The 10,062-nt window shown below is 44.9% G+C and carries 10 protein-coding genes and 2 tRNA genes; 2 read left to right on the plus strand and 10 right to left on the minus strand.

What is annotated here, in order from left to right; all coding sequences use genetic code 11:
• Positions 1–71: 71 nt before the first annotated feature.
• A complete protein-coding gene (locus HAT2_RS02650; RefSeq protein ID WP_114544477.1) occupies positions 72–314 on the plus strand; it encodes a hypothetical protein in 243 nt (80 codons plus the stop codon).
• Here the strand turns inward: HAT2_RS02650 and HAT2_RS02655 are convergent.
• Complete coding sequence (locus tag HAT2_RS02655) at positions 305–1,180, minus strand: methionyl aminopeptidase (RefSeq protein ID WP_114544478.1); 876 nt, start codon at positions 1,178–1,180, stop codon at positions 305–307. The genes HAT2_RS02650 and HAT2_RS02655 overlap by 10 nt on opposite strands.
• 9 nt (positions 1,181–1,189) lie before the next feature.
• Positions 1,190–1,783, minus strand: a complete 594-nt coding sequence (locus tag HAT2_RS02660; protein WP_114544479.1) for a MarC family protein — start codon at positions 1,781–1,783, stop codon at positions 1,190–1,192.
• Positions 1,784–1,800: 17 nt separating this feature from the next.
• Here HAT2_RS02660 and HAT2_RS02665 point away from each other — a divergent pair, with 17 nt between their 5' ends.
• Entirely contained in the window at positions 1,801–2,766 is a 966-nt protein-coding gene (locus HAT2_RS02665; RefSeq protein WP_114544480.1) for an L-threonylcarbamoyladenylate synthase, read from the plus strand.
• Here HAT2_RS02665 and HAT2_RS02670 read toward each other — a convergent pair.
• The 8 genes from HAT2_RS02670 to HAT2_RS03860 all read right to left on the minus strand — a co-directional run.
• A complete protein-coding gene (locus HAT2_RS02670) occupies positions 2,743–3,729 on the minus strand; it encodes a phospholipase D-like domain-containing protein (protein ID WP_114544481.1) in 987 nt (328 codons plus the stop codon). The genes HAT2_RS02665 and HAT2_RS02670 overlap by 24 nt on opposite strands.
• Positions 3,729–5,363 carry an Hsp60 family chaperonin gene (locus HAT2_RS02675; protein WP_114544482.1) on the minus strand — a complete coding sequence of 545 codons (1,635 nt, stop codon included), beginning with the start codon at positions 5,361–5,363 and terminating at the stop codon, positions 3,729–3,731. The genes HAT2_RS02670 and HAT2_RS02675 overlap by 1 nt, the downstream gene beginning before the upstream one ends.
• A 146-nt stretch (positions 5,364–5,509) precedes the next feature.
• Positions 5,510–5,581: transfer RNA gene (locus tag HAT2_RS02680), tRNA-Cys, on the minus strand.
• A 41-nt stretch (positions 5,582–5,622) separates the two neighbouring features.
• Positions 5,623–8,220, minus strand: coding sequence for an FtsK/SpoIIIE family DNA translocase (locus tag HAT2_RS02685; RefSeq protein ID WP_114544483.1), 2,598 nt, complete (start codon positions 8,218–8,220; stop codon positions 5,623–5,625).
• Between the two features lie 96 nt (positions 8,221–8,316).
• Positions 8,317–8,390: transfer RNA gene (locus tag HAT2_RS02690), tRNA-His, on the minus strand.
• A 33-nt stretch (positions 8,391–8,423) separates the two neighbouring features.
• Positions 8,424–9,101 carry a C39 family peptidase gene (locus tag HAT2_RS02695; protein WP_114544484.1) on the minus strand — a complete coding sequence of 226 codons (678 nt, stop codon included), beginning with the start codon at positions 9,099–9,101 and terminating at the stop codon, positions 8,424–8,426.
• On the minus strand, positions 9,091–9,501 hold the full coding sequence (locus HAT2_RS02700) for a hypothetical protein (protein ID WP_114544485.1): 411 nt from the start codon (positions 9,499–9,501) through the stop codon (positions 9,091–9,093). The genes HAT2_RS02695 and HAT2_RS02700 overlap by 11 nt, the downstream gene beginning before the upstream one ends.
• Before the next feature lie 53 nt (positions 9,502–9,554).
• Positions 9,555–10,062: hypothetical protein (locus HAT2_RS03860; protein ID WP_220253878.1), on the minus strand; the 508-nt coding region annotated here is incomplete at its 5' end.

Below are 10,062 nucleotides of genomic sequence, written 5' to 3' on the forward strand. Positions count from 1 at the left end.
GGAGAACATGATTCTGGTGAGGTACCAGAAACTGTCAGAATACCTAGGCGAGTCCTCTAGAAGGAGAAAATATGCAGGAAAACATGTGTTCACAACCCAAGAGACGGATGCCATTACGCTTGGAGCAAGATAACATCAGGCCCTCGCTTCAGCAAAAAGAAGAGGACTGGTTTGTTTTTGTCACCTGCTCCGATGGTCCTGATGGTAACCTTTGTATCAATATGTCTTCTTATGGAGACCCGAAAGTATTGGCTTTTATGCTTGAAGGTGCCCAAGAGCGTCTATGGGAAGAAGAGGGGGAGTCTCAAGGGTAAGGGGTCAAGATTTCGCATCCTTTGTCTGTGACAAGTAGAGTATGTTCCCACTGAGCACTTGGCAAACCATCCGCTGTCCGGACTGTCCACCCATTACTTGGGTCTGTGATGCCTTCTTTCTCTCCTAAGTTAAGCATGGGTTCAATCGTGAAAGTCATGCCAGGGTAGAAAGGGATATCGACCTTATTTACCGAATGAAACACATTAGGAGGTTCATGGAACTGTATTCCTGTTCCATGGCCTACAAAGTCATCTACAACGGAAAACCCCCTTTCTTCAGCAAAAGGAGCGATCGCAGCGCCTATGTCAGAAACTTTTTTTCCTGGTTGTATTTGTGCAATACCTAGCTCTAAAGCTTCTTTACACGTCTCAACCAGAGTTCGGACAGGTTGAGAAATAGGTTCAATACAAACCATCCTGCTGGAATCGCCATAGTGCCCTTTCCAGATGACTGTTACATCAATATTTAAAATATCCCCTTTTTTCAAGACGTAGGCATCTGGAATGCCATGACAGATCACTTCATTGAGAGATGTGCAAATAGAGGCAGGAAAAGGAGGGGAACCATACCCAAGAGGTGCTGGTCGTACTCCTTCTTTATGATGTAGCTGTCTTGAAAGAATCTCTAGCTCCTTCAAAGAGACACCCTCTTTCGCGAAGGAGCAAAGCTCATCCAAAATCCGAGCGGCAATCGCACCTGCTTTTCGCATGCCCTCAATTTGACGGGGACTTTTGACCAGAATACGCCACGTCTTGCGGTAGATTTGAGCAACAGATTGCCTATCCGCTTCGGGATCGCAATGAGGATAATGACAACGCGTCCACTTTTTGCCGCTCCCACACCAACAGCCGAATCCCCAAACCATTGTCTTCCCTTAGGCCATATCAGAAAAATGCCATAACCCTTTCAGGATCATTTCACACCCTAGACCCATGATAAAGAGCCCAGAAAGACGTTCAAGCAAAAGAAGAAATGTCGCATGAAACATCTTAGCATTCCATTGGAAAGCAAGAAGAAGAAGGATCGCAGAGCAGATCACGATAACACAGGAAACATCTGTAATAAGCACCTCATTTGCAGGTAAAGCCGCAATCGAAAAAAGAGTTCCAGGGCCAGCAAGCATTGGACAACCAACAGGAACGAGGAACATTTTTTCTGGATCAGCTCTTTCTGAACTGAGATTACCTTTACGGAGCCCCAAGAATTCAAGACCAGAAAGACTGAGCAAAATTCCTCCAGCTAGACGCAAGGCATGAATGGAAATACCTACATTAGCCAATGTAGGAGCTCCACCATGGTTGAATAGGAAGCATAACAGTCCAGCAAAAAGGCACTCCCTAATCACCAACATGGCACCAGCTCGTTTGGACATCTTTGTTGTGATGGAGACGACCATTGGTGCGGAAGACAAAGGTCCTAGTAAGAAAAATAATTGCACGCTCCTTGCTGCAATGATGGAGAAATCCATATGCTACCTCACTTGTTATGCTTACTTCTTTCAATGACACAAAAGATCTGAGGGGAGCCATCATGCGAATAGGAACACAAGAAGCTAGGTCAAGGCTGACTTCCGGGGAGGTAGTTGCCCTACCGACAGATACAGTTTGTGGTCTAGCTTCCCTAGCAAACAACAGCAAAGCATTGCAAAATTTGCTTTCTTTAAAGGGCCGTTCAAGAAAGAAGCCTATAACGATTATGCTTTCCGCTACACCAGAGTTGGGGAAGCTTCTCTTAAAATCGATATATCTGCCAAGGTGTTTTCCGAGGTGCCTGGAGGCTTGGTGGCCTGGTCCTTGTACTGTTGTCTTGCCCGTAATAGAAGATTTACCTGAGAAGCTTTGCTTCTCAGACAATTTTTGCGGATTTCGTGTTCCTCGTCATCCTGAGTTACAATCCTTTTTAAGAGAAACAGGCCCTCTGGCCGTGACTTCCGCTAACTTTTCAGGGGAGATTCCTGCTGTTTATCTTGAGGAAGTCGAAGACCTTTTCGGACAAGACTTTCCTTGTCTTGAACTAGATGCTTCTCGAACTATTGGTCTCGAATCGACTGTGGTTAAAGTTCTTTCAGATAAACTGGAAGTTTTAAGAGAAGGTCTTGTATCCGTCCAGGAGCTAGCTTTAACTTGGGATAAAAAAATTCAGTGGAATCAGAAGAATCCGATTATGGAAAAGCATGATAAACTATTCTCTTGGGGCTTTCCCACTTATCCTTCAAAGGATAACCTCATATTGGGGTTTTCTAATCGGAAGTATGAAGCTGAACACAAGATTTTTTGGGGAGATGATTCCAATCTCCAAGAGGTGCTTTTGCACTTTTATCCCGTTCTTCGAAGGGCTTTTGACAGTTCCTGCAGGAGGATTTATTTAGATGACGCGTGGCCTGAGGGAGATCTTCTTTGGAAGACGTTGCACCGTCGTCTCAACAGCTTAACGAATAGCGAAAGCATTTGAAGCACAGTTTGTCCAAAGTTTTCTTATTTTCTGAATGAGGTGTGGTTCTTGTGTGATTAGTTTAAAAAGAAGCTCTCTGTTTTTCGAAAAGCCATTTTTACTCCAGTTGCATGAACCTGATAAGACAATTTCTTCATCAATCCAGGCAAACTTATGATGCAGATCTTGATTTCCCTTAAATAAGGCAGGTTGAATACCTGCGCGATAGAGACGCAGAATAGCTTTTTGGGGAGAGCCTTGGCTTTGTCCTTGATCCAAGATTAGTTCGACAGATACACCTCGTTGATGGGCAGCAATAAGGTCTTCGATAATTTGAGGATGAGAACAAACAAAGAGAGCAGCTCGAATCGAAAACTTTGCTTTTTGAATTGAGCTTCTTAAGCAGTTCAAAGCTTCTCTTGCAGGGGGTATTTTCCAGATTTGGAGTGTTGAGAGGCCAATCTGAAAAGATTTTGTTTTTTCTTTTGCTTGTTGCAGAAAACAAGCGACTTCTTCGTTTTCAATGCGAAGAAATGCGTTTTTTTGAAGATAGAACCCTGTTCGTGTAATGTTAAAAGAGCCAATCCAAGATTGACGGTTGTCAATAACGATGACTTTTCTGTGCATGAGGCCAGATGCCCTATCATATTGTATCGCCGCTCCTATGAGATCGAGTTTCTTGACTTGGGGAAGTATTTTACATTGTGCATCCAAGAAGAGCTTAATAGATAGACCAGAAGCTTTCTTCTGTTGCAGCGTACGAACAATCAGAGGATCAGTCAATCGGAATAGTTCTGCATAAACACAATTAGACGCGCGCAGAAGGTCCGTTCGAAGAGCAAAGTTAATTGAATCTGAGTCTAGGAAAAGGGAGAGATCTCGGGCTTCCTCTTTCCTCTTGCAAGGCAGAAGAAAGAGGAGAGCCTGTGACAGAAAGAAAAATCTCGAAAAAAGGGGGTAAAGCTTAAGAAACCATCTCCTCATCAATGCATGGCAGCATGCTGGGGCGCGGATTTCCTCTTTTTAGGTGGAAGCTCAACAACTAAAGCTTCGGACAGAACAACCATAGCAGCTGCAGAGCCAGCATGAGTTAAAGATTCAATTACGATCTCGGTAGGTTCAACAATTTGTAATGCCTTGAAGTCATCTACACGCCGTGTCAAGACATTGAAACCAGCCGTCTTGAGTCCAGATCCCAAAATTTCAGAAATAATGACATCCCCGTTCATGCCACTGTTCTCTGCTAATTGACGCACCAAAGCCTCAGATGCTTCCTCTACAATGCGTCCACCTAAGAACTCATCTCCTTCAAGGCTTAATGTTTCTGCAACGCCTCGGCTAGCATGGAAAAGTGCGGCACCTCCTCCAATGACGACACCCTTTGCCATTCCAGACTGAGTTGCATTCAAACTGTCTTCAAAAAGTTGTTTCTTATAATCAAGCTCTGTTTCGGAAGAGGCACCAACTTTAATAACAGCAACTCCACCCTGCATTTTTGCTGAACGCTGTAACAACTTCTTCTTGTCATAGTCATTTTCTGCCTCTCCAGCTTCTCTCCTCAATAAAGCCGCTCTTGCAGCAAGATCTGCAGGGTTCCCCTTTCCTTCTACAAGGGTTGTATGTTCTTTTGTTACCGTGATATGAGCGGCTTTCCCTAGCATGTCAGTCGTTGTATTTTTTAAATTATAAGATAAGGCTTCTGTGATGAACTGTGCACCAGTGAGTGTACAGATATCCTCAAGCAAGCCCCTTTTTTGATCACCAAAGCCAGGTGCCTTGATCGCAGCCACTTTCAATGTGCCGTTTAGTTTATTAATTACAAGCGTTGAAAGAGCCTCGCTAGAGAGATCATCAGCAATAATCAGAAGTTCTTGTCTTGACAAAGCAACAGACTGCAGAAGCGGGAGAATCTCTTGGATAGAGTTAACTTTTTGATCCGTAACAAGCACGAGAGGGTTCTTTAACTCAACACGATGGCTCTCCGGATCCGTGACGAAGTAGCTGCTCAAGTAGCCACGATCTATGCGCATACCATCCACAACTTCGACAGTTGTTTCCATAGACCTCCCGCTCTCAATGACAACAACGCCTTCCTTACCAACCTTTTTGATGGTGTCGCAGATGATCTGCCCCACCTCTTCTGAGAAAGCTCCGTGGGCAGAAACCTTTGCTAAAGCCAATATCTCCTCATCAGAAATGACGGGAATACTTGACTCTTCAATCACCCGAGTCAAATGTCCAATTGTTCGCTCCATACCTTTTTTGAGCAGTACAGGACTAGCACCCGATGCGATATACTTAACAGCTTGCAAAACCATCTGATAAAGAAGCAGAACAGCCGTTGTAGAACCGTCCCCGCATTTCGTCTTTAGCTTACTCGCAATTTCCTTGCACAGCTGAGCTCCCAAGTTTTCGAAGGGATCTTCTAGAGATACTGTTCGTAGAATCGCATTTCCATTGTTCGTGACAGCATGTGACCCCCAGCCCTTGTCTAGAGCGACATTTCTGCCCTTAGGACCGAGAGTGTAGCAAACAGTTTCAGCAAGTTTTGCAATGCCTTCTGCCAGCCTTTGGCGAGCAGTTTCTGCAAAAAGAATCTCCTTGGAATTTTTTGACATAGAACTCACGACTCCTCACTTCATCCCCGACCTGTATCGTCCGCAAATATTAGGGGAAGACAGATGAGAGATCTTAGCAAAGTGTTCTTTCCAGAGTCAAGCAACGGACAGGAAGTTTATAGGCATTTTCAACGAGGACAAAACTAAGGCGGCACTCAGATTCGAACTGAGGAATCAAGGCTTTGCAGGCCCTTGCCTTACCACTTGGCTATGCCGCCGTGGAAAGGAAGGGGCCATGTTAGCAAATCAGTCTAAAAAGTCAAAATTCGTCCGTATTTCTAGGATCTATAGAGTGGAAATTAGCTTCGCCAACCAAAATTTTGCGCTGCTTGGAACTATCTTGTGCGCTGATGAGCCCCTGTCGTTCCATCTCGTCAATCAAACTAGCCGCTCTAGGATATCCAATTTTGAGACGACGTTGGAGAGAGGTTGTAGAGGCAACACCCGTTTCTAGAATAATCTTGACAGCTTGTTCGTAGAGAGCGTCTTCTATTCTTTCTCCGCAAAATCTGTTGCCACTTTGGTTTATAAGATCTTCATCGAAAGAAGCAACGAGGTAATTAGGGCTATTTCTTTGACAAATAAAGTCGATGACAGCGCGAATCTCTTCTTCTTGAACATAGGCCCCTTGTGCTCGGACTGGATGAGGATGTGTAGAAGAGAGGAACAACATGTCTCCGTTTCCGAGTAATTCTTCGGCTCCTACCATATCCAGAATGATCTGGCTGTTCACCCGATTAGAGACTTTGAAGGCGACTCGAGCTGGAAAGTTAGCTTTGATCAAGCCTGTAATAACTTCTCTAGAAGGTCTTTGCGTGGCGAGGACCAAGTGAATACCAACAGCTCGGGCTTTCTGAGCAATTCTTGTGATCGCGTTTTCTATGTCTGGTGTAGAACTTGTCATCATGAGATCTGCCAGTTCATCTACAATCACGACGATAAAGTACATCTTTTCTGGAACTTCGAAGCCTAGTAATTCGCTTTCGCTTTCGTTAGGTACTCTTTCATTGAAGTGACGAATATGACGCAATCCAAGTCTGCGTAGAACTTCATACCTCCATTCCATTTCTCGAGTTAACCAGTTGAAAGCTTCTTTAGCGCCTTGAGTCTCTGTGATGACGGGCGCAATCAGATGAGGAAGGGGAGTGTAACAGGAAAGTTCAACTTTTTTGGGATCGATCATCAGAAGCCGAACTTGTCCAGGAGTACAAGTCATCAAAATAGACATGATGATGGAGTTGATGCAGACGGATTTTCCAGAACCCGTTGCGCCGGCTACGATGAGGTGTGGCATTTTGGTTAAATCGACAATGACTTGCTCTCCAGAAATCATCTCTCCCAAAAGAAGTGGAATGTCCATTGGGATTTCCTTTTCTAAGTAGCCCTCTAATAAAGAGCGAAAACCCACTTGTCGCATCTTGAGAGAAGGCATTTCAATGCCTACAGCTGCCTTCCCAGGAATTGGGGCCAAAATCCGAATCGACTTTGCTTCCATATTCAACGCAATATCGCTTTCGATGGCCTTAATGCGTTGGACCTTGACTCCCGTTGCTGGATGCACCTCGAATGAAGTGATACGTGCTCCCTGATTGATTTCACCTACTGTGGCATCTATACCAAAGTTGCGTAGTACGTTTTCTAAACGAGAGGCTTCCTCCCTTAATGCAGTTGTTTGTTCTTCCTGAGTTTCGGAGGAAAATGCTTCTTTCATTAAAAAAGGAGGGGGAAGTTGATAGGATTGTTGTGTAAACAACGGAATAGGGACGGTAGAAAAATTGTTTTCAAATGAAGGAAGAAAGGCGTTGGAGTCGAATAAAGCGGTCGGCTCTGTCCGTGACGCGTCTTCTAGAGGTTGTTCGAAAACAGGTTGTTTAAGCTCTGTTTCTATCGTCGTGCGCGAGGGTTCTTCATCTGCTTCTTGAATAGATCTAGGTGGGATGTAGTCGGACAGATCTTGTGATGCTACGACTTTATTGAGTAACGAGATGTGTTGAACTTGCAGAATTGGAGTGAAAGTTTTTCCCTCCTTACTCAGGAGAGCTGGATACGGTTTAGTTGAAAATTGATGTGTTCTCCACTCCAGTTTGATTTTAGAAATACCTTGTTGTGTCAATCTGAGAAGAAGCTGAAGCAAAGAGGAAGAGGTGCCTTTGATGACATGGTAGGTTTTTCTGAGGGGAATCTTAGAAAGGCTCTCTAACATGATCCAACTTGTACGGTGACAAGTTTTGCCAACGAGGAGGGCTCCTTTTCCAACTAAGAAAACAGTGCGTTCATTCCCTTTCTTTATAGCGGCTACAAAACGTTTCATGCCAATTTGATAGATTAAAAATCCTGTGCAAAAAGAGATCCCCAAGGAGCCCAGTAGAATGTTGCCTATTGGGCCAAAGAGAACAGCTAAGTTGAGGACGGGCATGAGTTTATAAATAAAGAAAACAGGAAGGCCACCGAGAGGGGTATAGTCAAGTCCAGAGGCGTAGGAACTCAAGTGTCCAGCAGATGAGGCAAAAGAAGGCCACAACTCAGAAAGAACGTTAAGAACCAGAGAAGAAGAGAAAAGGGCTAGGCTGATAATACACCTCTGGCCCCTGGAAGGACAAGTTACGTCCACGTGATGCCGGCCCACCTGCCATCCAAGGTAGCAGAGCACGAAAGGAATAGGGTAGGCGAGAAGTCCTAAGAGGAGTCGAGAGACAAAGGCAGTACAAAAACCAACAAGACCGAGCCAATTCGCAGATTCAGGAAAAGGCTTGAAACTAACAAGAGCAAGGAAAAAGAGGGCCCCCAGAGAAGTAAGAAGAAAGCCTTTGATTTCCTTTGTGCCTCGCGAAGACTTGCCTTGGAGTTTTTCTGACATAACCCACCACACGTAGAACGCATTTCTCCCGAAAACGGGATTTATCCGAGTTTGCGACTTTATATGAAGCGTTGTTTTATCAAGAAGAAACGGTTGGGCGACAGACGGGACTCGAACCCGCGACTTCCGGATCCACAATCCGACACTCTAACCAACTGAGTTACAGTCGCCATATCAGCGCCTAAAGACCTGGGAGATAACTCCTAGCGAAGCAGATGCATTATACCTGGGAATAAATTCTGATCAAGACTCTCATTCCTGTTTCGTGGAAGAAAATCAGACAAATCCGGGTTTTCTCTTTTTAAATTAGACCGAAAAAAGAGGGCATATCCCCAACTCGTTCCAGGCTTTTGCCAAGACTTAAGAAAGCTATGCACCGGCACTACACGCATGCCCCAAGAGGGATCACCTAACATAAGGTACTTCCCTTGAGAATCAATCAAGTAGCAAACGGAGAAATGCCCCTCTGCCGTATCCTGGAGTGCAACAATGCACGGCTTCTTGGAAGCTGAACATAGCTGAGGCCAGGTCATACGATAGCCCTCTCCGATTATTCCGTAACGAGCCGCACAATCGGCTAGTGTAGCGAAAGAGATCGGTTTGTTCGTATCGACCTGGGCAAGGATATCCTCCTCTGGTACGGGCTTTCCGTACGCGTAACGCAAGAGAGTTGCGAGGGCAGCCGTTCCGCAAGAAAACTTATGTTTTTGTCGGACTACACCGTACCATCTTTTTTCCAACCAGCTGCTCGATGGAGGCTTGATTTCGTGAGAGAGAAAGGCAGGATGTCCTGGGGAGGCACTCAAACAAGGAAGCCCGAATGCCATCCATAAAAACATATTGAAAAGTAGACAGGCACCCTCTTGGAAGCTAGTTAGCACCCTTAATCCTTCGCTGATTTTCAGTTTGCTGTTCAAGGGCTTTGACTTCTCTCGCAAGTTCGTCCCTTTGGCTTTTTAAGACATCTTTCCGTTCTCGTATTTCTTTTTTGCGTGTCGCGTTGGTAATGCTCTTGTAGATTCCAAATCCAATTACGGAAAGAGCTTCGACCACTACCGTGAGTGGACCTGCAGAATCAAAAGGCCAAGAGAGCTTACTCCCCGTTACACGTGTCATTTCCTCTCGATTCAAAATCTGAGGACAAAGATCCCCCTCTCTTAAAGAAAAGGCTTCTGTTAACACAGCGCATGTCTGATGGTCTTGAATCGGAAGGCCATGTAGTGGGGTCATTCCAAGTGAGAAGATGAGAAACAAAATGTTCAATCTAGATGTAGGTTTCACGAAGTATCCTCGACAAAGTTTGGTGGAGTTTTGCATTGAGTTTGAAATCGACTTTATTTACGTACTGCACACTTAAAGCCAAGGGTACCGAAACCACGTGTTTGTGTTGATCTCGCATAGCAAAAGCGCAAGGACAAACTTGAACTTGGTGTCCAGGTGTAGAAGATTTCTCCCCTTCCCAAGATTTGCTTCGAATTAACTTGGACTTTGTTTACAAAGTCTGGAGCCTTCCAATAGGCACCTAGATTGCCGCCAATGCTCCTGTCTGGTCCAACAGTACAAGTAAATTCCTGTGAGCAAAAAAGCATATGACCGGGCTCTAAGGTTTTGAAACTCAGATAATCCTCTGTTCTTGCATCTTTCGCAGAGCGGTAACATCCGCCTAAAGAGAGATCCAATGTGAGAGACTTCCATGTTTGCACGAAAGAGAGACCAGCTGTTGTCAAAAGTCTTACAGGTTCAAAGTACCGATACCTACTGTTGAAGCCCCAGGTCCCCTCTGCAAATCCAGTAACCTTCTGTCCGTGTTTCGTTTCGAGCAAATGTGCAACAGCTCCTAGG

It is taken from the genome of Candidatus Similichlamydia laticola (genome assembly GCF_003339615.1).
GTDB classification, from domain to species: domain Bacteria; phylum Chlamydiota; class Chlamydiia; order Chlamydiales; family Parilichlamydiaceae; genus Similichlamydia; species Similichlamydia laticola.

What these genes read in the sequence shown, in the direction of transcription:
- HAT2_RS02655 (WP_114544478.1), bottom strand. Translation starts at nt 1,180, where the DNA reads ATGGTTTGGGGATTCGGCTGTTGGTGTGGGAGCGGCAAAAAGTGGACG.
- HAT2_RS02670 (WP_114544481.1), bottom strand. Translation starts at nt 3,729, where the DNA reads ATGAGGAGATGGTTTCTTAAGCTTTACCCCCTTTTTTCGAGATTTTTC.
- HAT2_RS02675 (WP_114544482.1), bottom strand. Translation starts at nt 5,363, where the DNA reads ATGTCAAAAAATTCCAAGGAGATTCTTTTTGCAGAAACTGCTCGCCAA.
- HAT2_RS02660 (WP_114544479.1), bottom strand. Translation starts at nt 1,783, where the DNA reads ATGGATTTCTCCATCATTGCAGCAAGGAGCGTGCAATTATTTTTCTTA.
- HAT2_RS02685 (WP_114544483.1), bottom strand. Translation starts at nt 8,220, where the DNA reads ATGTCAGAAAAACTCCAAGGCAAGTCTTCGCGAGGCACAAAGGAAATC.
- HAT2_RS02650 (WP_114544477.1), top strand. Translation starts at nt 72, where the DNA reads ATGCAGGAAAACATGTGTTCACAACCCAAGAGACGGATGCCATTACGC.
- HAT2_RS02665 (WP_114544480.1), top strand. Translation starts at nt 1,801, where the DNA reads ATGCTTACTTCTTTCAATGACACAAAAGATCTGAGGGGAGCCATCATG.